The organism is Vibrio sp. 10N.261.55.C5 (assembly GCF_041470505.1).
GTDB lineage: Bacteria > Pseudomonadota > Gammaproteobacteria > Enterobacterales > Vibrionaceae > Vibrio > Vibrio crassostreae_C.
The window spans coordinates 158,289-183,991 of the sequence record NZ_JBFRMS010000018.1; the positions used below are offsets into that span (position 1 = coordinate 158,289).

Consider the following 25,703-nt stretch of genomic DNA (forward strand, 5'->3'; position numbering starts at 1 on the left):
TTCACTCAGGAGCTTGACTAGAGCTTTTTAGTTTCCGTTGAGAATACGTAGAACATCAGCAGGGTTTGTTGTGTTCTGTAGGCATTCCACAGCTTCTTCATCATCGAGTGAATTGGTAATAGCCATCAGCACCATGTTGTGCTCATCGCCTTGTGCGGCAATACCGATAACCATCTTCGCGATATCGTCTTCATCTTCGCCCCACTGAATACCTTCAGGGTACTGACAGAAAACGATGCCGGTTTTTTGTACGTACTGTTTCGCTTCGATTGTGCCGTGTGGTACTGCGATAGACTCACCTAGGTAAGTAGACACAAGCTCTTCACGAGCAAACATGCCATCTACATATTCTGGTGATACGTTGCCAAGTTTTACTAATTGTTCGCCAGCAAACTTAATTGCGTCTTCTTTTTGAGTCGCTTTAAGGCCAAGGAAGATGCTGTCGTCAGTGAGTGCAAGCTTGTTGCTTTCTTGCGCTGGAGCTGCTGCAGGTGCCGGAGCTTCTACTTTCACTTCACCACTTTGAGCATCGACAAGCTCAGCAACTAGTTGGTCGTATACGCCGCCGTCTAGGAAGTTGCTTAGAGACATATGCATCGCACCTGGCACAGTGCTACGAGCACGGTCTGTTAGGTCTCTATGCGTAATAACGATTTGCGAATCAGCCGGTAGGTTGTTGATTGCGTAGTTGGTTACTTCAATGTCTAGGCCAGCTGTTGCTACTTTCTTACGTAGTAGACCTGCACCCATTGCACTTGAACCCATACCCGCATCACACGCTACATAAACTGCTTTTACATCCGCTAGGTTTACGTTTGCTTCTGCTGCTGCACCTTTAGAAGACGCTTTCATGTCTTTCATTTGTGCAGAAGCTTTCTCTAGTGAATCTTCCTCATCATCTTGCGCTGATGTTTTAAGAAGGATTGACGCTACAACAAACGATACTGCCGTTGCTGCGATAACAGATAGAATCACGCCGATGTAAGAGCCTTTTGGCGTCATCAGTAAGACTGCGAAGATAGAACCTGGAGATGCTGGAGAGATAAGGCCAGAATCGAACATTACGTTAGTGAATACACCCGCCATACCACCTGCGATTACCGCAAGAATTAGACGTGGGTTCATTAGAACGTAAGGGAAGTAAATTTCGTGGATACCCCCTAGGAAGTGGATGATAGATGCACCAGCAGCAGATTGCTTCGCGCTACCTTTACCAAACACCATGTAAGCAAGTAGAAGACCAAAACCAGGACCTGGGTTTGCTTCGATTAGGAAGAAGATAGAGCGACCCATCTCTTCAGATTGCTGGATACCTAGTGGAGAGAAGATACCGTGGTTGATTGCGTTATTTAGGAATAGGATTTTCGCAGGCTCAACAAAGATAGATGCTAGAGGTAGTGCACCCGCTTCTACCATTGCGTTTACGCCAGCCGCAAGTCCGCCAGACAGAATCTTAACCGCAGGACCAATCACGATGAACGCGATGATCGCACAGATCATGCCGATGATACCCGCAGAGAAGTTGTTCACTAGCATTTCGAAACCACTCTTCACTTTACCGTGAACAGCTTCATCGAATTTCTTAATTGCGATACCACCTAGTGGACCTACAATCATTGCACCCATGAACATTGGGATATCAGTACCAACGATAACACCCATTGTTGTGATAGCGCCCACTACCGCACCGCGGTCACCACCAACCATTTTACCACCGGTGTAACCAATCAATAGTGGCAGTAGGTATGTAATCATAGGACCAACCATTGATGCTAACGTTTCGTTAGGCCACCAACCCGTTGGGATGAATAGTGCAGTAATGAAACCCCACGCAATAAATGCGCCGATGTTTGGCATTACCATATTGGATAAGAAACGACCAAAGTTTTGAACCTTAATCTTTGCTTCTGGTGATAACATAGGTAGAACCCCGTAATGTATTGGTTGGTCAAATGACCGAAAGTGTGTACTCAAAAGTCGATTAAAATGTATCACAACATTTCCAAAATGCACCTTAGCCCAACTTTCGTGATAGCCATCACACACGAAAAACACTTTCGGGTTAACAAGCACACCTTAGATCACAAAAACACCATGAATTTAAATTACAAAGCCAAATTAATGAGAATAGATATCATCAACACACGATCTAGATCACATTTTATTTTGTAATACTTAAAAATAAAATGTGATTAAGATCACATTTAATAAAATATAGCATCTAAGATCTATATAAACCGTATAAAAGAACATCGTGTCACGTATATAAAATATGCACCCAGATGAGCAAAATCGCGATACCTGTAATTTAATTACAGGTTGAACTCCATTTTGCTAAACATACAAAACGAGACCTAACGCTCTACTAAAAACATAGACCACTGAACTGCAGTTAGCATTGATAGATGTGATATGGTATTTACCAACGCTATCGCATCATATATATATCCAACACCCATCAGCTGATCACTCCGCTATTTGAGAAAAGACTATGTCAGACAAAATTTCCACATCCGCACTCGCTAAACAAAAAGGCATAGAAGCTAAAGCTTTATTTAGCGATCTAAAAACAGCGGGCTATATAGTGCGTTCACAAGAGCGTTGGATTCTCACAGAACGGGGAGAAAGCTTTGGTGGGGAATATGTCGAACACAAGAAGTTTGGTGTCTTTATTGTCTGGCCAGAGAAACTGCTTATCGATTTGGACTCATTCTCAGGAAAAACACTCACCGCCACCCAGCTTGGCAGTGCCTTTCAACTCAGCGCAAAGAAAATCAACTTACTGCTCAACGAGCTTGGTTGGATAACAAAAGAAGAAGACGGTTGGCATGTCACCTCTACAGGCTTAAAAGCCGGAGGTGAACAAAGAGAAGACAAAGCGACTCAAAACTTATTCGTGGTATGGCACGACTCATTGGTTCGCAATAAACGTTTAAAGCAGTCTGTTGTTGAATTCCTAGGGCATGATGCTGAAAGCCACTCGACCGATGTGTCATTCTCCAGTTTTCGTCAGAAATTTGAGGCGAAGCACCGAAGCTTAGACGGGCATTATGTTCGATCAAAGGGAGAGCTGATCATTGATAACTGGCTTTATATGGCAGGAGTGGTCCATGCGTACGAGCGTCCGCTTCCGATATCAAAAGAAGTGATCAGCGATTTTTATCTACCAAGTGGCAAAGTATACATCCAGTTCTGGGGAACTGATTCTGCGCCAATCGCCGAAAATAAACGTGAAGCTACGAGAAAAACCTATGAAGAGCATGGTTTTGGTTTAATCGAAATCACGCCAGAAGATATCCCCAACCTAGACAGCGTACTTCCGCCATTATTGCGCCAATATGGTATCAAAGCGTACTAAGCTACTGAATCTAGAGATTCCACCTCCATTAAGATCACACTTATTGAATCATTATGGACATTATTAACCATAGTGATTTGATATGTTCGCTATTTTTCCCGAGTCATTCTTCTATTATCTTACACCCATCGACTTGAGCTACCGCAGATACTCGATTTATTGGGGCATGTTCGATAACTATTTAGACGTTCAATCTATTGAGATTCGTTTAAATTGGTTATCCGTTTATTGTTGACGTAACTGAACATAAAACCCTACAACATTTATTATTGATAGATATTAGGATTCAACATGACTCATCCAATCATTACTGATCTAAACACTCGTTACACAGCTAAAAAATACGATGCAGAAAAGCGCATCTCTGCGGAAGACATGGAAGTAATCAAAGAAGCACTTCGCTTGTCAGCTTCTTCTATCAACTCTCAGCCTTGGAAATTCATCATCATTGAGAGTGACGCAGCAAAACAACGCTTCCACAATACTTTCGAAAACATGTTCCAGTTTAACCAACCACATGCGAAAGAAGCGTCACACACGATCCTGTTTGCTCACGATCCTAAGTACACTAAAGAGAAATTCGCGAAGCGTGCTGATACAGAAGTAAGCTCTGGTCACTTACCAGCTGAAATGTACGAGCAATTCTTAGGTGCTTACGCATTCGCAGAAATGAACACAGACGAAACAGGTTTCAACGGTAACTGGACTAAGTCTCAAGTTTACATCGCACTAGGTAACACACTGCACACACTAGCTCGTCTAGGTATCGCTTCAACACCTATGGAAGGTGTAGATGCAGCTATGATCAGCGAAGAGTTTGCTGACGAACTAGAAGGTCACGTTGTTGATGTAGCTCTAGCTATCGGCTACCACAAAGACGGCGAAGACTACAACTACGGCAAACCAAAAGCGCGCCTAACTCTTGATGAAGTCGTTACAACACTTTAGGTCGTGTTGATGTGACAGAGCCCTAACCGCAGGGGTATCAGGCAAGAAAACCTCGATAAACAAGAACAAAAAAAGCCAGTCAACAGACTGGCTTTCTTGTATTCATATTAGTGCGATAAGCACATTGCGTTTAAGTAAAGGCGAACATTAACCGATAAACGAGATGTAACCCTGAAGGATAATCAGGTTAACGATATCGATAAAGAAGGCACCAACAATTGGCACCACCATGAACGCCTGTGGTGAAGGACCAAAACGGTTCACCAAAGAGCCCATGTTCATTACCGCTGTTGGTGTTGCACCTAGGCCGAAACCACAGTGACCACCTGCCATAACCGCTGCGTCGTAGTTAGAACCCATTACTTTGAACGTCACAAAGTAAGAGAAGATACCTAACACAACCGCCTGAACCGCAAGGATAACCAAGAACGGAATCGCAAGGTCAAATATGTTCCAAAGCTTAAGGCTCATTAGCGCCATTGCTAGGAACAGTGACAATGACACCGTACCAAGAATATCGACCGTTTCGCTGTCAGTCTTATGCAGCTTAGTCACTTCAAACACGTTAGTGATGAACACACCGATAAACAACGCGTAAACGAAGTCAGGAATCATCAACCAAGAAATTTCAAAAGTCGCCACCCACTGCTCTAGGTACTTCGCACCCGTGATACAGATAAGAAGGATGAACAACACTTCAATCACCTTCTTCGCCGTCACTTTGTCTTCTTCATACTCGTTGTAAGTAACAAGTTCAGGGAAGCGTTCATGTGTTTGCGTGCCAGTGCCGTACTCAGATTCAAGCTGGTTTTTATCAATCAGCTTTTGCGCCACTGGGCTACCGATAATACCACCGATGATCAAACCAAAGGTCGCTGAAGCCATCGCGATTTCTAGCGTATTTGCAATGCCAAACGTGTCTGCAAAAGTTTGAGACCAAGCCGCGCCTGTGCCGTGACCGCCCGAAAGGGTGATAGAGCCAGCAATCAAACCCATCAAGGGTTCAAGGCCTAGTGCCGTAGCTAAGGTTACGCCTACACCGTTTTGGATAATGATGTAAACCGACGCTACCCCTAAGAATAGGAATACCTTAGCACCACCTTTTATCAGCTGCGTGTAGTTCGCCGCAAGACCGACCGTTGCAAAGAACATCAACATAAACGTGTTCTGCAGGGGCAAGGAAAACTCAAGATCAAGGCCGTTAAAGTGCAGGGCTGTAATAGCAAAAGCGACAATCAAGCCGCCGACAATGGGCTCTGGAATGTTGTACTTTTTGAGAATCGGAAGCTTTGCATTGACGAAATGACCTAGAAACAAAACACTAATCGCGATTAGGAAGGATTCTAGTGGTCCAATTGAAATTAATTGATTCATATAACCTCTATTTTTTTACGTTCTCATCTTCCCTAATGAGTCTAGTTTTATCTGTAATTATTTGTGCTGCTCTACCTATATTTATACAAACTGGAGAGAAAGTGTGGATTCGAAAAGCGAACACATTACTGCGATCGCTTAGTACCATGTTAGTAGCACGTTAACTTTTATAGGAGATAAAAGGATTTGTGACAACAATCACCTCCTAAAAGTTGAAAACGGCGTGAGTATCTATGCCGCTGACTCTGCTTTCTTAATACCTAAAAAAGCAAAAAGGAGCTATTTCTAGCTCCTCTTTCATCACCATCGCTGGTAATTAGAATTTTTTCGGTGCGTAACCAGTCATAACCTCAATGCGAAGTTCTTTACCGATCTTCGTCATTGGGTGAACAATTACGAGTCCTTTAACAGACTTTTTAAGTTTACCCATATCCGCTTGCTCAGCCTTAGTGATCTCACGGCTAAATGGCATATCAACCAGAGACTTGCGCTCTTGGTTCACATCATAGCTTTCTTTGTGTTTAAGCTGGGCAATTTTCTTAGTTAGCTTCTTAATCTCTTCCTCGAACTGACGAACAACAGGACGATCATTACGAGTTTTAGCAGCATCTAACTTGTGGCGACACTTGTCTAGACGGTTGTTAATTTGTTGAAGTTCGTTTTTAACACTCATAATAATTTCCTAAGATTAAACAAGCCAATTCGGATTGGGGCGCGGAGTATAGCACAAGGGTTGTGTTGAACCGAAATTTATCTGTTAATTACCAATAGAAACGAATCACATCGACACCGCTCATTCAGCTTACTTATTCTTTGTGGCGAATCTCTAAGCGGATTATTCATTGATAGGATAGCGCCTACTTCAAAAATTGCAGTCCTCGATGCATCAAAATTCCGTCTAAACTTATACTCTAACGCAATAACTAAATCAGGGTACACAGCTTGGAGTTGTTACCCCCAGCACGACTCTGAATCGCAACGTAATCACAAGGATAGCCGATGACATTATTGAAACGAACATTGACCTGCAGCCTAGCCCTTAGCTCAGTGTTTGCCGCCACTTATGCATCTAGTGAACAAACAATCCAAAGTAACCTAATCGTTGAGTTCTCTTCACCACAAAATACTGAAGAAGAGCAGCTCAAACGTGAAATTCAAAACAGTGGCGTCAATGACACTGTGATTGACCTGTCAAACCAACTCTTCATGTTTGAAAAGCCATTAACCATTCAATACGGCGGGGAAGAAGGACCACTCTACGATCCACAAACCCATCAAGTACTGATCCCTTACAGTTTTTACGCTGAGTCACTCAATTACTTTGAGAAGAACCAATACGAAAAAGAGTATGGGAAATCTGCGCAAACCGGCGCTATTGATACCTTGCTGCACACCCTGCTACACGAGACTGGGCATGCGTATATCGAAGATCAGAACATTGCCATATTGGGTAAAGAAGAAGATGCGGTTGATAACCTAGCAACCGTGCTACTGCTTAACTACGTAGAGCATGGGGCCGACGCTGCTATCAGCGCTGCAGACATGTTCGCTTTCGAGTCAGAAGACCGCCCAGAGTATTACGACTTGGGGGAATACATCGACGAGCACAGTTTCGACCTGCAGCGTTACTTCTCCACGTTATGCTTGGTGTATGGCAGCGATCCCGATGCCTATAAGAACTTGCTCGATGAAGTGGAAAACGACTATTTGAAAGACAGAAAAGAGTTCTGCGTTGAGCACTTTGACGTGATCAATGAAAATTGGCATCAGTATTTAAAAAAGAGTGACGATGCTTAGATGCTTAAAGGTTAGTGTCGAGAACTAGGAAAACGGCTTTGGCATCAAATTCCAAAGCCGTCACTCGATAGATTGGCTTAAGTCTTACGTGTTAAGAGTTAAGAGTTAAGAGTTAAGAGTTAAGAGTTAAGAGCTTAAACCCTAGACCTTCACTTTATACTTCAGATCTTGAGCTTCATCGCCGGTCATGCCTCGAAATCCCCAGCAGTGCGATGGCTGTTCCTTAATGGTGATTTCAATATCAATTGGAGAGATAGCTAACTGCTTCTCTATCTCAGAAAATATCTTCTTAATTAAGCGCTTTTTGGTGTTTACCGCTCGACCTTCCATCATGTTGATCTCAATGACGGTATAGGCTTCTGTTCTTCCTTCCGGGTAAAAGAAGTCATCTCGTTCCAATGGCACAAACCGATGTGCTCGCTTGTCATCGGGTAAACCCATTTCACTGTTTAAGCACTGCTGCAACACATTAGAGAGCTGCAACTTAATTGGATTTAAGCACTCTTTGATACCATAAATAACAATCATGACCATTCCTTTGATGCGATGTTAGGTATAGAAGAACGTCAGATAGAAGCATCGCCTGGCGACTACCTATTCGCTTACTATTTGTACACATATTACCTAATGACGCGTATGGGAAAAGGTAAAAACAATGAATTTATGAACAGGTGCAACAAAATACTTATCCCTTTGCCAACATAAGCCGAAGCGAATTGATCGAACACCACCCTCCCCGCGTATATCTTCTCAAATCACATTTGAACTAAGGAGTGCTATGTGCCGAATTCACCTAGGAAGACCACGCGGACAGACGCCGAACCAGAAACACCCGTAGAGTCTTCTCTGAAGCTTGCTGTGTTTCCTCTCCCTATCTTTCTTTTACCGGGAGGCAGGCAAAGACTGCGCATTTTTGAGCCAAAGTATCTCGCGATGGTTGCTCACGCAGCGCAGGGCGATGGTTTCATTATCGCCACTCAAGACAACACTAACTCTGATCATCTCAGTTCTTGGGGAACAAAGGTGACCATCGTAGACTTCAATATGTCGGAAGACCAAATATTAGAAATTGATGTTGAAGGCGAAAAGTTGGTGCAATTGCATGGGTCGTTTCGAGACGATGATGACCTGATTAAAAGTAAGTTCAGATCGTTGCCACACTGGCCTACCGATGAATATAAAGTGCCTAACGTGTTTACCGCTTTTTTGGTTCAGTTGTTTCGCGACCACGATTCGATAAGAACACTCTATCCCACTCCTGATTTTGAGAGCCCACAATGGATCTGTGCGCGATTGCTCGAAATGATGCCTATCCCACTGGAAAAGAAAACAGAATTTACTGAGCCAGCCAGTTTTCCGTCTCTAGTTCCTTTTTTGAATCAAATCATTACGGGGCAATAAGCACTTTTCTTCACTATAATTTTGTATAGTAGAAATTAATTTAAATTAAAGTGATCCCGACTTTCTCCTTTCACGTAGTGCCCATCAAATTCGCATGATGGTTAGTTACTATGCAAGTGGAAAGCAGAAGTTCAGGGAACGGCAAGGAGCATGTCATTATTCCCGATAACAAAGTACCTACAGACAACAAAGTACCGACAGAGCTCTCGAGCTGGCTGGTGTTGGTTGGTACAGACCGAGACAAGCAGGCGTTCACCTGTTTGTTCAAGTTCTTCGCTCCTAAGATCAAGCGTTTTGGTATCAGTAAGTTGGGTGGCGAAGCTGCTGCATACGAGCTAGTTCAAGACACGATGACTAATGTTTGGAAGAAAGCACATCTCTACAATGTAGATAAAGGCGCTGCGACCACTTGGGTCTACACGGTAATGCGTAATGCAGCATTCGACATGTTGCGCAAAGTGAAAGCGAAAGCCGAACAAACGATAGCCGACGATATCTGGCCAATCGATGCGATGGTAGCCGAGTCTCAAAGCGAAGATTTGCCATTCGGTGACCATTTGATGAGCCGACACGTAATGACTCAAATAGAAAAGTTGCCTCTCGCTCAGAAAACCATCGTCAAAGGCGTTTACTTTCAAGAGCTCTCTCAAGAGCAACTCGCTCAGCAACTTGGCGTCCCACTTGGAACAGTGAAATCACGTCTGAGACTCGCTTTAGCCAAATTAAAAGTTCACATGGGGGAACAAGACCATGATTAAACATCACCCAAACGCGGCAATCTTGAAAGACTTCGTCGATGGCACGTTGGCTGATTCAGTTTCTTTGATTGTTTCTAGCCATGTAGAGCTGTGTGAACAGTGCCAACAACAAGTCAAGCAGCTTACAGCTGTAGCAGCGAATAATGCTTTTGACGCAGAGCCAGTATTCTCAAGTGAAGATCTAGACAGCTTCTCAATGGACGACATGGACTTTGATTTTGACGCGATAGAGCAAATCACAGCTGATACTTCTCAGTCTGTTGAAGTGACTCCAGAGGTTCAGAAAGTAACTGTTGCTGACACGACATTCACAATCCCTCGCGCTCTAAACTCAGTAGCGAGAAAGGACTGGATGAACCTAGGCAAAATTTCACGAGCAAGACTCGATTTTGCTGACGAAGCACACCACACCAGCTTGTTGCACATCGACAAAGATGGACAAGTGCCTTGCCACACCCACAAAGGCTTCGAGATCACGCTTCTTCTAGAGGGCAGTTTCGAAGACGAAATGGGCGTTTACAACAAAGGTGACTTCATCTGGTTGGATGGCAATCACACTCATCAACCGGCAACAAAAGAAGGTTGTGTCTGTTTAACCGTTTCAAGTGATGCGCTTTACTTCACAAAAGGTGTGAGCCAGCTATTCAATCCACTTGGAAAATATATCTATTAACCCAGTTGCAAGCTATAAATATACAGGATGGCATGAAGCTATCTTGTATATCGTCGATACATCTGAATAAAAACAACTACGGTGTCAAAGTAAAAATACACCCAGCTCTGTAAGTACGATTAGCAATGTTGAACTATAAGAAAAAGCTCAGAGCAAGAGCAAAGGAGTTGGCCAATGGAAAAGAAAATCAAAATCGGTATCAGTGCATGTGTTGCTGGACACAAAGTACGTTTCGACACAGGTCATAAACGCTCTCGTTTTTGTACAGACGACCTAGCAGACTACGTGGAATTGGAACCTGTTTGCCCAGAGATGGCTGTTGGCCTTCCAACCCCTCGTCCAACCATTCGTCAGACAAGAATGCTAGATGACATCATCCATGTTTCTCGCCCTGATGGCTCAGGTGATGTGACCAACGAACTGATCGAGTTCGGTCAAAACTACTCAAAGAAAAACCAACACATTGCTGGCTTTATTGTGTGTCAAAAAAGCCCAACCTGCGGTATGGAGCGCGTGAAGGTGTACCACCACCATGGTCGCGGCTCTGAATCGACTGGCGTAGGCATGTTCACCCAACAAATTATGGACGGTAACCCGTTACTCCCCGTTGAAGAAAACGGTCGCCTTAACGATCCCATTTTGCGTGAAAACTTCATGACTCGAGTATTCACATACCAAAAATGGCTCGATCTTGTGGATGAAGGTGTGACCAAACACAAACTGATTCAGTTCCACAGCGCCCACAAGTACCTCGTCATGTGTCACCACGTTGAGGGTTACAAAAGCTTAGGCAAACTGCTAGCGGGTAATGACTTAGAAATCGACGAATTGGCGGCTCAATACATCGAGGGCTTGATGACAGCATTGTCACATCACGCGAATCGAGGCAGTCACGCCAATACGCTGCATCATTTGCAGGGTTACTTTAAGAAACAACTGAGTAGCGCCCACAAACAAGAGTTGACCAACCAAATTGCAGCTTTTCGAGAAGGTGTTATCCCACTGTTAGTGCCGCTGACACTGATCAATCACTACCTGATGGAATACCCGAACGAATACCTAGAATCACAGGTTTACCTAAACCCGCACCCTCAAGAACTTAAACTGAGATACGGATATTGAGCGACATACTATGGATACGACGAGACCTGCGGATTCTCGATAACCCAGCGCTCGTCTCGGCAGTTGAAAACGGCGTAACAATCGCCGTTTTCATTTCAACTCCTCAAACGTGGCAGCAGCACCACCTTGCGCCAATCAAAGCTGATTTTATCTATCGTCATCTAAAACAACTCGATTCCCAGCTCGCTGAATTAGGGATAACGTTGCTTCACCTAAAAGCGACCGATTTTGACGACCAATCCAATCAACTCATCGATCTATGCCAGCAGCTTGATGCCAAGTGCGTCTACGCTAACTCTGAACCAGAGGTCGATGAACAAGCTCGCGATAAAAAGCTGATTTCAAGCGGCCTAAACCTCAAGATCAGCGATTGTGACGTTATGCTGCCACTCGGTAGCGTTCTCAACAAACAAGGCGAAATGTTCAAAGTCTTTACGCCCTTTAAGAACGCTTGGTTAAAAGAAGTTCAGGTGAAAGGCATCATCTGCAGTCCAGCTCCTGTCGAGTCAGCTGAACGTTCACAAACACAGCTTCCTGACGACTTACAAGCCTTAACCCTCTCCGCTGACTATGATTTCGATTTTCCGCGTGTTGATTCGAGTCGCTGGCCATTAAGCCAAGATGTATTGGGCAATGTGATCCCCAATTTCTTAGGCAATAAAGTCAACGACTATGCGCGCCTGAGAGATATTCCCTCAGTTAAAGGAACATCGGGGCTATCACCTTATTTAGCAATTGGCGCAGTGAGCCCACGTTGGTTAGCGATTCAATTGATTCAGCAACAACCCGATCTGTTATTTGATACGCAATTACCGGCCTTTTGTTGGCTCAACGAATTGATTTGGCGAGATTTTTATAAGCATTTGATGTTTCACCATCCTAAACTGGTTAAAGGCGCTAACTTTCAGCAAAAATACAATGGTTTAGATTGGTATCACGATCATCCTAGCTTCAAAGCTTGGTGCGAAGGAAAAACAGGATATCCATTGGTTGATGCCGCAATGCGTCAACTGGTTGAAACGGGCTGGATGCACAACAGACTAAGAATGGTGGTGGCAAGCTTCCTAACCAAGCACCTGCTTATTGACTGGCGTTGGGGCGAGCGTTTCTTTATGTCGCACCTTATCGACGGAGACTTTAGCGCCAACAATGGTGGCTGGCAGTGGGCTTCAAGTACTGGCTGTGATGCTCAACCTTACTTCCGAATTTTCAATCCAATCACTCAGAGTGAAAAGTTTGATCCAAAAGGAATTTTTATTCGTAAGTACATACCAGAGCTGCAAAATATCCCAGATAAGCATGTACATTTCCCACATGACTTTATCGCTAAAAACGGAATAGACAGCGAATACTGGCAACCCATCGTTGAGCATAAAGAAGCACGATTGAGAGCCTTAGCCTTCTTCAAATAATTAGAGTGAATATTATGGATAACTCTCTATGGCTTGATAACTTTCTCAACATGTATCGAGAACTCGGAACCGACAATTTCGACGTGCTTAAGACGGTTTATCACCCTGATATTGAATTCCAAGATCCGCTGCATCATGTCAGCGGTATTTCGGCGCTTACGCACTACTTCGAGAACCTCTACACCCAAGTAACCAGCTGTTACTTTCATATCGAACACACTTTCGAAGCGAACGACGAAGCTTCCGTTTACTGGACGATGCAGTTTGCTCACAAGCAATTAAATGGCCAAAAGCCAATCGAAGTACAAGGACACAGCCATCTCAAGATGCTCGACTGTCAAGTGATTTACCACAGAGACTACCTCGACGTCGGTTCTATGTTGTATGAACACATTCCAGTACTGGGCTGCGCGATAAAATCCATCAAAAAGAGAGCGAGTCGATAATGCATATTATGATTACAGGCGCGACCTCAGGTATCGGCCAATCCCTAGCTAAAGATTACGCTCAGCAAGGGCATCAGGTGATTGCTTGTGGCCGCAATCCAGACAAACTGCAAGCCTTAGTTGATTCTCACGATACAGACATCGCGCATTCATCAATTTCACCGCTCTGTTTCGACTTGACTGATTACCACAACTTCCCAGAACTCGACCAAGACAAGCCGCTCGATCTGCTGATTTTAAATGCGGGTGATTGTGAGTACATCGACGACCCAGTGAATTTTGATGCCGAGCTTTTTGAGCGCGTCATCAACATAAACCTAATTTCAATTGGCTACGCCCTTAAAGCTTGGTTAAAAAACATCAAGCCCGGCGGCCGTTTGGTTTTAGTCAGCTCCAGCGCCAGCTTTTTACCTTTGCCAAGAGCCGAGGCTTATGGCGCTTCAAAGGCAGCCCTCACCTACTTAGGCAGAACACTTTCGGTTGATCTGGCAACGCACAACATTCATGTCTCAATTGTGCACCCTGGCTTTGTTGAAACGCCATTAACCGAGCGAAATACGTTCTCTATGCCTATGATTATTAGTAGTGAGGCCGCAACTCAGCGAATCGTAAATGGTATCGCTCAAGGAAAGAGTGAAATTGATTTCCCAAGACGATTCATCATGTTGATGAAGCTACTAAGAATGCTTCCAACTCCAGTTTGGCAAAAACTCGCTTCAAGGATGGTATAACAATGAAGAAAATCGCCATTATTGGTTCAGGTATCTCTGGACTCACTTGCGCGCATATATTAGATAAGCACCACGACGTAACAGTATTCGAAAAGAATGATTACGTTGGGGGGCACACCGCGACCGTTGATATTGAACATCAAGGCTCGGCGTTTTCGATAGATACAGGTTTCATCGTATTCAACGATCGAACCTACCCGAATTTCAATCAGCTTCTAGAACAACTCGATGTCGAAAGGCAACCGACTGAGATGAGCTTCAGCGTCCACAACACGACGACCAAGTTTGAATACAACGGCCACAGCATTAATTCGTTATTCGCGCAGAGGAGCAACATCTTCAAACCTCAGTTCTGGTCTTTAGTGTCTGACATTCTCAAGTTCAACAAACTGTGTAAGGCTCAGTTTGAAAGCAATGAATTCACACCAGACGTTACCCTCGGCAGCTTCCTACGCGATAATCAATTTTCCGACTTTTTCAGCCAGCACTATATCCTACCGATGGGCGCGGCGATTTGGTCGACAAGCTTGGAAGAAATGGAAGAGTTTGAGCTCAAGTTCTTCATCCAGTTTTTCTACAACCACGGATTGCTCGATATCGCGAACCGTCCTCAGTGGTATGTGATTCCAAAGGGATCGCGTTCTTATGTTGAAATCATCCTTTCACGCTTAAACAAACCCGTTGCACTCAATACATCGATTAAACAAGTGACTCGCCAAGAAACAGGCGTCACGATTGAATTTGAAGATGGCAGCGCACAAGGTTTCGACGAAGTAATATTTGCCTGCCACTCAGACCAAGCCTTACGCTTGCTTGGTGATGCAACAGAACAAGAGCAACAGGTACTGAGCGAGATCCCATACAGCCGCAATGAAGTGGTTCTGCACACCGATACTCGCTTACTCCCAGATAGAAAACTGGCTTGGGCAAGTTGGAACTACATGTTGGATGGCGACAGTAAACGACCTGCTTGTGTCACGTACAACATGAACATTCTGCAAGGCATCGAAAGCCAAGACACCTTCTGTGTCACCTTGAATCAAAGCGAAGCCATCGACCCAGAAAAAATTATTCGCAGCTTTGTTTATCATCACCCGGTACTTAATTCGAACACGGTCGAAGCTCAGCACAAGCGTGAGCAAATCTGTGGCAAAAACCAGACGCACTTTGCTGGCGCTTATTGGTATAACGGCTTCCATGAAGACGGTGTCCACAGTGCACTCGATGTGACCAAACGCTTCGGTTTAGATTTGAGTACGAGTTCCGCGCTATGAACAGTCAAACCCTGACACCCGAGATGGGGATCGCATCCGAAAAGAGTGAAGAGCTCAGCGGTATCTATTGGGGTAACGTCAGACATCGCCGCTTTGGCGACATCACTCATGAGTTCAGCTATCAGCTGTATATGATGGGGTTAGATCTTGATGAGCTGCCCCAAACCACAGCGCGCAGTGCGCTGTTCGGAACTCGTTGGTACAACCCGATTCGCTTTGTCGAATCGGATTATCTCGCTGAAAAAAAAGAAAATATCACCACGGATGAACCAAAATCACTTAAGCAACGTATAGCTTCCAAAGTGCAACAACTTGGTGGGGTTTGGTCTGATTCAAACCGTGTGACGATGCTGGCTCAGTGCCGCTGTTTAGGCATCTACTTCAGCCCTATCAACTGTTTCTTCTGTTATGACGAGACTGGAGATTGTAAGTACATGTTGGCTGAGGTGAGTAACACGCCTTGGCGAGAAAGACACTACTATCTCATCGACATGCACCAAGAATTGAAGGTAAAAAAAGAGTTTCACGTTTCGCCGTTCATGGATTTGAACATGACTTATTTTTGGAAGATTAAGCCACCAGCGAAACGCACGTTAGTTCACATCGAAAGCCGCCGAGACGACAAGCTTTTCGATGCGACACTAGCCCTGACGAAGCAGTCAGTAACCAAGACAAACATTAGACGAACGGTATTCAAGATTCCGGCGATGACGATAAAAGTCGTGATGGGAATTTATTATCAGGCTCTCAAATTATTCCTGAAAAAAGTACCGTTTGTGGCGCATCCAGACTCAACATCTTAAGCGCTTAAAACAGAAATCATTTCTAGCTTGGGTTCGCTCCAATCAAGGAGCTGAACTCAGCTTAGTTGGCACAAAATATTAGAATGAGTTATCAGCGAGGTTTACATGGAACAGCTTGCCAAACAAAACAACAATATTGAACAACAAGCTAAAGCCGTTGCTGTTTCAAGCAACTGTAAATATCGAGCTTTAATCTTCAAGGTGTTAGAAAGCCTGCAATTCGCAACGCTTGAAATCATTGAGCGCGACCAGCATTCAGTATTTGGTGATCGAGAAGCTGAATTGAAAGGTCGAATCGTGATTCATGATGCGACCTTTTTTAGAGATGTGGTCATCAATGGCAGCATTGGGGCATCTGAAGCCTATATCGATGGTAAATGGACCAGCCCAAACCTCACGCGTGTGATTCAAATCATGGCTCGTAACCAAGCCCAATTGGATGAGCTTGATGACAAGACACAATGGATTTCTCGCATCAAAAACCTATTGCTGCGCCGTAAGAATGCCAACACCGAGCAAGGCTCTAAGCGAAATATTCTCGCCCACTACGACATTGGCAACGAACTGTATGAGCGCTTCTTAGATAGCTCGATGCAGTACTCTTCCGCAATCTACAGCGAAGACGCAGAAACCTTGTCGAAGGCTCAACAAAACAAAATGAAAACCATCTGTGAGCGACTAGAACTGTCTGAGAAAGATAGCGTGGTCGAGATAGGCACAGGGTGGGGCGGCTTAGCCATCTTCATGGCGCAACACTACGGTTGCCACGTCACCACTACCACGATCTCAGATGCCCAACATGCACTAGCTGAACAGAGAGTAAAAGCGCTTGGTTTAACCGACAAAATCACCCTGCTCAAAGAGGATTATCGCAATCTCACTGGTGAGTATGACAAGTTGGTTTCGATCGAGATGATAGAGGCGGTCGGACATGAGTATCTACAAACCTTCTTTGAAAAATGTTCCTCGCTACTTAAGCCCTCAGGCAAGATGCTGATTCAAGCAATTACTATTGCTGACAGCCGTTACGACAAATACCGCAAAGGTGTCGACTTTATTCAGAAGTACATCTTCCCCGGCGGTTGCCTACCTTCTGTTTCAGTGATGACCCAACACCTTGCGACCAGCACCGACCTTGTGGTTCAAGAAATTGATGACATTGGCCTGCACTACGCTCGAACGCTGAATGATTGGAACATCGCCTTTGAAAATAGTTGGGAAGAGCTAGAGTCTCTCGGCTATTCAGAAGAGTTTAAACGCTTATGGACCTTCTACTTCTGCTACTGTGAAGGCGCATTCAAAGAGCGCGTGATCAGCACTCACCATGTAGTCGCAAGAAAACCTCGTTACTTTGGAGAAAAAGATGAAGCGGTTTTGGATTATTAATCTCGTACTGTTTCAAGCGACCTGGGTTTGCAGTGCTTTTTTTACCGCGCAAGCCCCGTTCGTCACACCACTGATTGTAGTGGTTCACTTCCTTCTATCACCGACTCGCAGTAGCGATTTGAAGATACTCATTTTATTACCATTGGGGCTATTGCTTGATAGCCTCTTACTCCACTTCGGCGTGTTTGCCGTCGACTCTGAAATTGCGAATCAATCGTGGTTCCCGGTGTGGCTTGTCTGCCTGTGGATCATGTTCTTAATCAGTTTTAACCACAGCCTAAATTGGCTTTTAAAATGCTCGAAAGTGATCTTGTTTGTCATAGGGTTCGTAGCAGGTACTAGTAGTTATTGGGGAGGCATCAAAGCAGGTGCTCTTCTTACTACTTGGCCAGATGCATCGGTAGTTGCTGCCCTTGCAATAAGTTGGGGGATTTTGTTGCCCTTACTGGTGGCCGCCTACTCCAACTTAATACAACCTAAAATGGCAATAACGAGGTGACTTATGGCTTATCCACGCAACCCGACACAAACGTTCAAACCTGAGCGAGGTATTGTTCGCGCTCATCAGCAAGCAAAAAACACACTTCTAAGCTTTATTACTCTCCCGTTAATCTTTGCTGCGCTGTTATTTGCCGGACACGCTAGAGCCTCTGCTGTCGATGATCTGAACAAACGTGGTGAGGGTGAAATGAGTTACCTGTTTTGGACTCTCTACTCGGCAGAATTCTACGCGACTCCAACCAACTCCGAACGAGCTTTGAAGCTTGAGTATTACCGCTCTATCGATAGCAAAGACCTCGTAGACGCTACCGAAGATCAGTGGAACAAGCTTGGCTACTCTGACAGCAACATTCAACGATGGTTGAAACCCTTGTACGCGATGTGGCCGAACGTGGAAGAAGGAAGCACACTCACGATTCGTGTCGCTGAAGATAACGTAAGTCGTTTTTATTTCGATGAACAACCGATCGGCACCATCCAAGACAAGCAATTTGGTGAAGCCTTTCTAGCGATTTGGTTGTCTGAAAACACCTCTGAACCCGGTCTTCGTAAACAACTTTTAGGTTTGAACAAATGAATCCAAAAACAACAATAATAAAATTTGCTCTGGCATTTTTTTCACTCACTTGGCTAGTGGGCTGTGGCTCTGCAAGTTTAGAAGACCATGTCGACACTACGCCAGAGCTCAAGCTTGAAACCTTTTTTAATGGCGAGCTAATGGCCTACGGCATGGTGCTAGACCGCTCTGGCAACTTACTGCGCCGCTTTGATGCCAAACTGATCGCGACTTGGGACGGTGACAACGGAGAAATAAAAGAGTGGTTCTCTTTTGCTGATGGCGAGCGCTCAACTCGCGTTTGGAATCTAATCAAAACGGGCGAAAACACCTATTCTGGGACTGCCAACGATGTCGTTGGAACCGCTTATGGTGAAACCCAAGGTTCTGCGCTGTATTGGAAATATGACTTAGAGATTGAAGTAGACGGCAGCACCTATGAAGTGGTGCTCGATGATTGGATGTTCTTAATGGACGATAAACGCTTGTTCAACAAGACTGAGATGTCTAAGTTTGGCTTTAAAGTCGGAGAGGTCATCTTATACATCGAGAAGATTTGATGTAACTGCCGTTTCTGATTCTTAGTTTTAAAACGATGACTACATCTACAGTACGTAACAAAACAGCCCACAACGAAAATTGTGGGCTGTTTTGTTTGATCCCTCGAATAGCATACCTGCATGCTCAAGCCATTGTGCTAAGATGCGCCACCAGCATACAAATGGACTAGACTGACACTAAGCAGTCCCCATTTGTTTCGCTAAGCGTAGATTCCCTACCATGAATAATTGAAAAGGCTTTAAAGCATGAGCAAGTTGACCTCAGCGGAGCGTAAAGCTCGCGACAATGAACGTTTCTCACAACGCGTAAACGAGCGCAGAGAAAAAGGTGAAGACGTAGTTGCTTACGCACTGACCAACAAAAAAGCTGTAAAATTCCTGACTAAGTCAGAGAAAAAACGTTTCAACGAAACGAGAGCGACTCTGCAAGAAGAGAAGCGAGTGAAAGAACAAGAAGAGCTTAACCGAATCGAAGACGCGTTCACGATCAAACAGTTCGACGACGAAAAATAATCACTTATGATTACTCAAAAGCGCTGGCTCTTATGCCGGCGCTTTTACTTGTTAGTTCTGCTACTTTTTAGCGGTATTATTTCTTACCAAACAAGTCGATTCTTAACGACTTTCCACACACTATTATTCCCCCACCCTACCTATCAACCTATCAACCTATCAACCTATCAACCTATCAACCAGGCTATCGATCAACTTTAGCCATAGATCTCAGAAAATCTTAGCCTAGCCCCTTACTATCTCGAATCAACTCTACAAATTTAAGACAGTATGATTTTAATTACCGGATCAAGCAGCGGTTTAGGCGCAGCGCTCGCGAAACAATATGCTAACGCCGCAACAGACGCTCAGCGCGTAGCCATTACAGGTCGCAATGCACAACGTTTAGCAGAAGTGGCGCAAGGCCTACCTGCGAATACCATTAGCCAAGCGTGTGATCTCTGTGACCCGCACTCAGTGAGCGAGTTATTGGATGCGTTACCTGAAATGCCGAAGCTGGTGATCCACAGCGCTGGCAGTGGGTACTTCGGTAAGATAGAACAGCAAGATCCAACCATCATCAGCGACATGCTGAAGAACAATATTGAGTCTTCGATCTTTTTGATTCGCGAGCTTGTACAGCGCTACAAAGATCAATCGGTCACCATCGCTGTGGTGATGTCGACGGCGGCACAAGGTGCTAAAGCGGAAGAGTCCACCTACTGCGCAGCAAAATGGGCCGTGAAAGGCTTTATCGAATCGGTGAGGTTGGAGCTAAAAGGTCACCCGATGAAAATCGTGGCGGTTTACCCTGGAGGAATGGCGACCGAGTTTTGGAATACAAGCGGTAAAGGCATGGATACCTCGAGCTTTATGACCGCGCAAGAAGCCGCTCAGATGCTACAACAGGCGTTGACCAGCACAGAGCATGGCTTCGTGTCAGATATCACGATAAACCGCGGCTAGCAGGTAAACAGCTCGCTTAATCGGTAAATAGAGCGACACATTACCAAAGAAATGATTAGAGTAATTATTTGTGAGGGTGAGCATGAAAGTGTGCGACAATGCTCGGCGTAAATTCATATTCAAGGTTTATTATGAAACTTCTAGTTCGTAACCTATCGCGCTCTACCTCTGAGCAAGACATCCGTGTGCTATTTTCTGAGTTTGGCTCAGTAAAAGAGTGCAGCCTAGTTTTAGACCAAGAAACTGGCGACTCAAAAGGCTTCGCTTTTGTTGAAATGCCAGAGCAAGAAGAAGCTAAAGCGGCACTAAACAAGCTGAACTTGTCAAAGCTTGGCAAAAACACGATTCGTGTAAAAGTAGCGAACTCTTAATCGATTCAATGCTTCATAAGCCGCATGGCTTAGCTTAACAGCAGCACAGATGATAAAGCCCGTAACGATATGACGTTTTCCAGCGCAATATCGTTACGGGCTTTTTGCTGCTCGCAATTCTCTTTTCACACGATTTGAATACGCCTACAGACCTTCATGTTCATCAATAGCACGTCTTGCTTCGGCCATTGAACATCCAGATTCCATCACCAGCTGAGCCACAGTCATTGAAGGTGTAGCGGCCAACAGAGATGCCAAACACACCACGGGTTTAGGCAGCACTTTGTCGATTGCAATTGCTATCCAACCGTCTTTTTCATGGGTTAACATCGTTTTAAATTCAACGAGTTGATACTCTTGAGCGACCAACAGCCAATTACGCGAACGACGAACTCGTTTCAACTGACATCCACATTCCGCAGCATTCGCCATCACTTGGCTTTTATCACTCACACGATGTACAAAACTATTCAATGGGACGCTAAACATAACTCTCTGCTAACCAATCTATTCCTACCATTCAAAAGCTCTCTACCTATCTCTCAGAACTTTCTAACTGTCACTCAATTAAAACCGTACGTAGGATTACACAGACACAAAAAAACCGCCAGTGATGCACTAAGCAACCTCGCGGTTTTTGGATGTTAACGTGTGTGGTTTACGCTTTAGTTTCTACCACAATGTCCGTTTTAACCGAATTCGCAATAAAGCAGTTTTTGTGCGCTAAATGATGCAGTTTGTCGAGTTGTTTGGCAGTTGGCTTCTTAGTGCCTAAGAACACAATATCAGGTCGCAGAGTCACCTTAGTGACAGATGAGCGACCGGATTCATCTTCTTCCAGCACACCTATCGCATCATCGACATAAGAGTCAATTACGTACTTCTGCTTTGCGGCAATGCCCAAAAACGTCAGCATATGGCAGCTAGAAAGTGCCGCGATAAACGCTTCTTCTGGATCAACATTCGCTTCCACCGAAAACGGCAGTGGCACAACATGTGGAGAGGACGAAGCAGGCACAGTGACACCACCATCGAACTCCCACGTATGACCTCGACTGTATTGATTGTCGCTAAAGACTTCATCTTCTGCTTTTTTCCAGCGAATGATCGCTCCGTATTCAGACATAATTCCTTCCTTTTTTATGCTCAATAAATTAACGATCAGCTGGATGATTGACACCATCGTTGGTCACCACATCACCAATATCAAAAGGGTTTACCCCTTCCAAACAGCCGATGTTAAAACCGTATTCATTTGGGCTAGAACGGCGTTGATGATGGGTATAGATGCCGCAGTTTGAGCAGAAATAATGCTTTGCGGTGTTGGTATTGAATTGATAAAGCTTGAGATGCTCCGCACCTTTGAGGATCTTGATGCCGTCCAGTGCAACAGAGCCCACAATCGCTCCCCTGCGACGACAGATAGAGCAATCACAGCGGCGTGGTTTTTCTATCCCGTTAGGTAAGCTGAACTCTAGTTCAACCGCACCGCAATGGCAGGTTGCCTTGTGAAAAGGTTGGAGAACCGTATCTCCGACGACTTTCATTTTTCTCTCCAATCACATCCTTATGTTGGTCGTATCATAACCAGTTCAATGTTCTCTGTCCGTACCCGGGTGTTGAGTTCGAGAGATCTGTCATGCGCTGCTTCTCGGCTAATCTAACTAGACTTTTCAACCAAATCGCCAAACCGCTCAAACAAGAAATCAAGAAACAACCGGATACGCTTGGGCTGATATTTCTTGCTGATGTACACCACATTCAAATCGGCACTCGACACCGACATCGCGGTGTTGAAGTTCTTCATGTAGCCATTAAGCAGCGTCACAAGGCGCTGGTTATTGATGTCGCCTTGCACATCCAGTACCGATTTAAGAGCAATGCCCTCGCCTTTTAATGCCCAGTAGCGAATAACTTCGCCATCGTCTGAAAATCGATTTGGAACAACAGTAATCGACTTCTTCATATCATGATCTTGGAAGTGCCATATCTTGAGCTCTTCATTGCTGCGCAGCATGGCTAAACAATCGTGATCAACCAAATCTTGTGGTGTTAACGGTGTTCCATGCTTGGCAAGATATTCAGGAGAAGCACACAGCACACGTCGGCTTGGTGACAAGCGTCTGGATATCAAACTGCTGTCGACCAATTCACCATAACGGACCACGATATCCATGCCAGATTCAGCAATGTTCGAGAGGTTATCGTTCAAGTAGAGGTAAGGGATCACGTCGGGATATTGCTGACAGAACTCAGAGAGAATCGGAAGAATGTACTGCTTTCCGATGTCTTTCGGCGCGGCGATTTTGAGTGGACCTTTGACCTCTTTGACGCCATTTTGGATCAGGTTTTCGGCCTCACTGACATTATCCAATATCTCCAGACACGCCTTGTGATACAGCTCGCCAGAGTCGGTTAAAGACACATGGCGCGTACTTCGATTCAACAACTTCACACCATATCGCTCTTCCAGCGCTTGAAGCCTTGCTGTCATGGTCGCAGGTGATAAACCCAGTTCGCGCCCAGCCGCCGCTAACCCGTGATGCTTAACAATACTGACGAACATCGCCATATCTGAAAACTTATCCATACGATTCTCGCTTCCACCTCTTCGTCTTACTTCTCGATCTTAATGCTCGATTTGAATACTCAGTCACACTATTCAGATTAATCGAATAATGAATTTATATTTTAACCAATTATCAAATTTAGTCGAATAAATATAATGACAAACATCAACAGAACAACGCAGGAATTCAGAGCATGACTAACGAATCGACTAATCAAGAGCAACGCACTTTCGTCATCATTGGTGGCACATCAGGCATCGGTAAAGCACTCGCGATGAAATTGAGAAACGAAAACAACACAGTGCACGTCGCTAGCCGACATACAGGACTTGATATCAGCAATGAAAAATCAATTTGTGAATACTTCGAATCGATTGGCGTGTTTGACCACTTAGTCGTAACGGCTGGCTCATCCGCTCCCGCAGGAAAAGTAACAGACGTAGCAACCGCAGACGCTAAGACAGCTTTTGACACTAAGTTTTGGGGCAGCTTAAACGTAGCCAAACATGCCGCTCGTTACATGACACCAAACGGGTCTATCACGTTCACAACTGGCATGTTGTCACGCAAAGTAGTGGCTGGTACTTACGTAAAAACCGCCATCAACGCCGCACTAGAAAGCGTAACCAAAATACTGGCGAAAGAGCTATCACCTATTCGAGTCAATGCCGTTAGCCCGGGTTTAACCATGACGGAAGCCTACAAAAACATGGACGATTCCGCTCGTACAAGCATGTACGACAACGCCAAAAACAACCTACCCGCAGGCAAGGTTGGCGAGCCTTCAGAGGTGGCTATGGGTTACCTATTCGCGATTAACAACCCATACGTAACAGGGTCAATCATCGACATCGACGGCGGCGCTCTACTCGGCTAACACCCCGCAAAGACATAAAGAACAATCGTTAGGGTGTTTATCTCAACGTCCTAACAAACAAGAATTTACATAGGTAACTCATTATGAAATCAAAAGCCATGACACAAGAAAGGATGCCATTCCAAGTTTGGATACTGACACTCGCAGCATTTGCAATTGGCACGGCTGAGTTTGTTATCGCAGGCATTCTTCCACAAATCGCTACATCACTTTCAATCACAGAAGGCCAAGCTGGCTACCTTATCAGTGCTTACGCGTTGGCTATCGTTATCGGCGGCCCGATCTTAACCATCTACCTTGCGCGCTTTAATAAGAAGATAGTGCTGATTGGCTTAATGGCACTGTTCATCATCGGTAACGTGTTGTCGGCCTTAGCGCCAAGCTACCCATTACTACTGGCAAGCCGTGTGATCGCAGGCTTAGTGCAAGGCCCTTTCTATGGCATCGGTGCGGTTGTCGCAACCAACTTAGTGTCGGAAAAAATGGCAGGTCGTGCCGTTGGTCAGATGTTCGCAGGCCTAACACTCGCTAACGTTCTTGGCGTTCCAGCGGGTACTTGGGTTAGCTTGCAATTCGGCTGGCACACCACTTTCTTTACCGTGGCTGCACTTGGCACGATTGCGATGATTTCTATTCTAACGTCAATCAAATCGACTGGTCACAGTGAAGCAAAAGACATCAAAACTCAGCTGTTAGCGTTCAAAAATCCAATGTTGCTGATCAGTTTGGCAATCACTGCTTTTGCTTGGTCTGGCTTCATGACGCTCTACGGCTACCTTGCGCCAATCGCTATGCACATCACCGGCTACGGTCAAGAGTCTGTTACTTGGATCTTAGTGATTGTGGGTGTCGGCTTAATCATCGGTAACACCTTGGGCGGACGTTCTTCAGATAAAAACCTAGGCAAAGCTTCAATGTTTTGGGCTGTCGCAATGATCGTTTCATTGGTGGTGGTTGGCCTTGTGGTAGACAACAAAATCCTATTCGTTGCAGCGGCATTTGTCTTTGGTATTGCATCATTTGCGAACGTTCCAGCCATGCAACTTCGAGTGATGAACAACGGTGGCGAAGGCCAAGAGCTAGCAGCAACTGCGAATATCTCAGCGTTTAACTTGGCCAATGCCTTTGGTGGATTCCTTGGCGGCATGGTTCTCGACAGCCAACTAGGCGCAGGCATGATTCCATTCGCAGCCGTTGTTGTCCCAGTGATTGGTTTGCTGCTTATCGCCAAAGCCAACCGAGCGGGCAAGCCACAAAGCAACTCTATTTTCAGCCCAGCAGAAAGCAAATAACGCGATATAGCCCCATACAAAAAGAAAGATCACAG

At 45.0% G+C, this 25,703-nt stretch carries 29 protein-coding genes; 21 read left to right on the plus strand and 8 right to left on the minus strand.

What is annotated here, in order from left to right; all coding sequences use genetic code 11:
• Positions 1-27 precede the first annotated feature (27 nt).
• On the minus strand, positions 28-1,920 hold the full coding sequence (locus tag AB4263_RS09515) for a PTS mannitol transporter subunit IICBA (protein WP_372098125.1): 1,893 nt from the start codon (positions 1,918-1,920) through the stop codon (positions 28-30).
• A gap of 571 nt (positions 1,921-2,491) precedes the next feature.
• On the opposite strand from AB4263_RS09515, the gene AB4263_RS09520 reads away from it, so the two are divergent.
• Positions 2,492-3,358 (plus strand): glycerol kinase, encoded by an 867-nt coding sequence (locus AB4263_RS09520; protein WP_372098126.1) that lies wholly within the window; start codon positions 2,492-2,494, stop codon positions 3,356-3,358.
• Positions 3,359-3,649: 291 nt separating this feature from the next.
• Complete coding sequence (locus AB4263_RS09525; RefSeq protein WP_102428129.1) at positions 3,650-4,306, plus strand: NAD(P)H-dependent oxidoreductase; 657 nt, start codon at positions 3,650-3,652, stop codon at positions 4,304-4,306.
• A gap of 147 nt (positions 4,307-4,453) precedes the next feature.
• Here AB4263_RS09525 and gltS read toward each other — a convergent pair whose 3' ends face one another.
• Together gltS and AB4263_RS09535 are read right to left on the minus strand one after the other, a co-directional pair.
• Positions 4,454-5,680, minus strand: coding sequence for a sodium/glutamate symporter (gene gltS, locus AB4263_RS09530; RefSeq protein WP_017060972.1), 1,227 nt, complete (start codon positions 5,678-5,680; stop codon positions 4,454-4,456).
• Between the two features lie 316 nt (positions 5,681-5,996).
• Complete coding sequence (locus AB4263_RS09535; RefSeq protein ID WP_017060971.1) at positions 5,997-6,353, minus strand: YibL family ribosome-associated protein; 357 nt, start codon at positions 6,351-6,353, stop codon at positions 5,997-5,999.
• 326 nt (positions 6,354-6,679) lie between these two features.
• Here AB4263_RS09535 and AB4263_RS09540 point away from each other — a divergent pair, with 326 nt between their 5' ends.
• Positions 6,680-7,477, plus strand: a complete 798-nt coding sequence (locus AB4263_RS09540; RefSeq protein WP_372098127.1) for a DUF4344 domain-containing metallopeptidase — start codon at positions 6,680-6,682, stop codon at positions 7,475-7,477.
• Positions 7,478-7,618: 141 nt separating this feature from the next.
• Here the strand turns inward: AB4263_RS09540 and AB4263_RS09545 are convergent, their stop codons facing one another.
• A complete protein-coding gene (locus AB4263_RS09545) occupies positions 7,619-8,005 on the minus strand; it encodes a tautomerase family protein (protein WP_017070218.1) in 387 nt (128 codons plus the stop codon).
• Positions 8,006-8,257: 252 nt separating this feature from the next.
• Between AB4263_RS09545 and AB4263_RS09550 the strand changes: the two genes are divergently transcribed.
• The 16 genes from AB4263_RS09550 to AB4263_RS09625 all read left to right on the plus strand — a co-directional run bounded on the left by AB4263_RS09550 (position 8,258) and on the right by AB4263_RS09625 (position 20,929).
• Positions 8,258-8,878 (plus strand): LON peptidase substrate-binding domain-containing protein, encoded by a 621-nt coding sequence (locus tag AB4263_RS09550; RefSeq protein WP_372083731.1) that lies wholly within the window; start codon positions 8,258-8,260, stop codon positions 8,876-8,878.
• A 110-nt stretch (positions 8,879-8,988) separates the two neighbouring features.
• Positions 8,989-9,636 (plus strand): sigma-70 family RNA polymerase sigma factor, encoded by a 648-nt coding sequence (locus AB4263_RS09555; protein ID WP_372098128.1) that lies wholly within the window; start codon positions 8,989-8,991, stop codon positions 9,634-9,636.
• Entirely contained in the window at positions 9,629-10,309 is a 681-nt protein-coding gene (locus AB4263_RS09560; RefSeq protein ID WP_372098129.1) for a ChrR family anti-sigma-E factor, read from the plus strand. Before AB4263_RS09555 ends, AB4263_RS09560 begins: the two co-directional genes overlap by 8 nt.
• A 174-nt stretch (positions 10,310-10,483) precedes the next feature.
• A complete protein-coding gene (locus AB4263_RS09565) occupies positions 10,484-11,431 on the plus strand; it encodes a DUF523 and DUF1722 domain-containing protein (protein WP_017070215.1) in 948 nt (315 codons plus the stop codon).
• The gene (gene phrB, locus AB4263_RS09570; protein WP_372098130.1) at positions 11,428-12,843 is read left to right on the plus strand and encodes a deoxyribodipyrimidine photo-lyase; all 1,416 of its coding nucleotides are present in this window, start codon (positions 11,428-11,430) and stop codon (positions 12,841-12,843) included. The genes AB4263_RS09565 and phrB overlap by 4 nt, the downstream gene beginning before the upstream one ends.
• A 14-nt stretch (positions 12,844-12,857) precedes the next feature.
• Entirely contained in the window at positions 12,858-13,289 is a 432-nt protein-coding gene (locus tag AB4263_RS09575; RefSeq protein WP_081229097.1) for a nuclear transport factor 2 family protein, read from the plus strand.
• Positions 13,289-14,020 carry an SDR family NAD(P)-dependent oxidoreductase gene (locus AB4263_RS09580; protein WP_372098131.1) on the plus strand — a complete coding sequence of 244 codons (732 nt, stop codon included), beginning with the start codon at positions 13,289-13,291 and terminating at the stop codon, positions 14,018-14,020. Before AB4263_RS09575 ends, AB4263_RS09580 begins: the two co-directional genes overlap by 1 nt.
• 2 nt (positions 14,021-14,022) lie before the next feature.
• On the plus strand, positions 14,023-15,294 hold the full coding sequence (locus tag AB4263_RS09585) for an NAD(P)/FAD-dependent oxidoreductase (protein WP_372098132.1): 1,272 nt from the start codon (positions 14,023-14,025) through the stop codon (positions 15,292-15,294).
• On the plus strand, positions 15,291-16,097 hold the full coding sequence (locus tag AB4263_RS09590; protein WP_372098133.1) for a DUF1365 domain-containing protein: 807 nt from the start codon (positions 15,291-15,293) through the stop codon (positions 16,095-16,097). Before AB4263_RS09585 ends, AB4263_RS09590 begins: the two co-directional genes overlap by 4 nt.
• A 105-nt stretch (positions 16,098-16,202) precedes the next feature.
• On the plus strand, positions 16,203-17,483 hold the full coding sequence (locus AB4263_RS09595; protein ID WP_017070213.1) for a cyclopropane-fatty-acyl-phospholipid synthase family protein: 1,281 nt from the start codon (positions 16,203-16,205) through the stop codon (positions 17,481-17,483).
• Positions 17,461-17,982, plus strand: coding sequence for a DUF2878 domain-containing protein (locus tag AB4263_RS09600; protein ID WP_017061278.1), 522 nt, complete (start codon positions 17,461-17,463; stop codon positions 17,980-17,982). The genes AB4263_RS09595 and AB4263_RS09600 overlap by 23 nt, the downstream gene beginning before the upstream one ends.
• A gap of 3 nt (positions 17,983-17,985) precedes the next feature.
• A complete protein-coding gene (locus AB4263_RS09605) occupies positions 17,986-18,561 on the plus strand; it encodes a chalcone isomerase family protein (protein ID WP_017061277.1) in 576 nt (191 codons plus the stop codon).
• On the plus strand, positions 18,558-19,100 hold the full coding sequence (locus AB4263_RS09610; protein WP_017061276.1) for a DUF3833 domain-containing protein: 543 nt from the start codon (positions 18,558-18,560) through the stop codon (positions 19,098-19,100). Before AB4263_RS09605 ends, AB4263_RS09610 begins: the two co-directional genes overlap by 4 nt.
• A 246-nt stretch (positions 19,101-19,346) precedes the next feature.
• Complete coding sequence (locus AB4263_RS09615; protein ID WP_248382938.1) at positions 19,347-19,613, plus strand: DNA polymerase III subunit epsilon; 267 nt, start codon at positions 19,347-19,349, stop codon at positions 19,611-19,613.
• Between the two features lie 270 nt (positions 19,614-19,883).
• Positions 19,884-20,558 carry an SDR family NAD(P)-dependent oxidoreductase gene (locus AB4263_RS09620; RefSeq protein ID WP_372098134.1) on the plus strand — a complete coding sequence of 225 codons (675 nt, stop codon included), beginning with the start codon at positions 19,884-19,886 and terminating at the stop codon, positions 20,556-20,558.
• 131 nt (positions 20,559-20,689) lie between these two features.
• On the plus strand, positions 20,690-20,929 hold the full coding sequence (locus AB4263_RS09625) for an RNA-binding protein (protein ID WP_017061273.1): 240 nt from the start codon (positions 20,690-20,692) through the stop codon (positions 20,927-20,929).
• Between the two features lie 144 nt (positions 20,930-21,073).
• Here AB4263_RS09625 and AB4263_RS09630 read toward each other — a convergent pair whose 3' ends face one another.
• The 4 genes from AB4263_RS09630 to AB4263_RS09645 all read right to left on the minus strand — a co-directional run bounded on the left by AB4263_RS09630 (position 21,074) and on the right by AB4263_RS09645 (position 23,519).
• Positions 21,074-21,418, minus strand: a complete 345-nt coding sequence (locus AB4263_RS09630; protein ID WP_372098135.1) for a ribosome recycling factor family protein — start codon at positions 21,416-21,418, stop codon at positions 21,074-21,076.
• Between the two features lie 169 nt (positions 21,419-21,587).
• Positions 21,588-22,055: an OsmC family protein gene (locus tag AB4263_RS09635; protein WP_372098136.1), complete on the minus strand. Its 468-nt coding sequence runs from the start codon at positions 22,053-22,055 to the stop codon at positions 21,588-21,590.
• A 28-nt stretch (positions 22,056-22,083) separates the two neighbouring features.
• Entirely contained in the window at positions 22,084-22,476 is a 393-nt protein-coding gene (locus AB4263_RS09640; RefSeq protein WP_372098137.1) for a GFA family protein, read from the minus strand.
• 113 nt (positions 22,477-22,589) lie between these two features.
• A complete protein-coding gene (locus AB4263_RS09645; RefSeq protein WP_372098138.1) occupies positions 22,590-23,519 on the minus strand; it encodes a LysR family transcriptional regulator in 930 nt (309 codons plus the stop codon).
• 173 nt (positions 23,520-23,692) lie between these two features.
• Here AB4263_RS09645 and AB4263_RS09650 point away from each other — a divergent pair, with 173 nt between their 5' ends.
• A complete protein-coding gene (locus tag AB4263_RS09650) occupies positions 23,693-24,376 on the plus strand; it encodes an SDR family oxidoreductase (RefSeq protein WP_372098139.1) in 684 nt (227 codons plus the stop codon).
• A gap of 83 nt (positions 24,377-24,459) precedes the next feature.
• Positions 24,460-25,668, plus strand: a complete 1,209-nt coding sequence (locus tag AB4263_RS09655; protein ID WP_372098140.1) for an MFS transporter — start codon at positions 24,460-24,462, stop codon at positions 25,666-25,668.
• Positions 25,669-25,703: the final 35 nt, after the last annotated feature.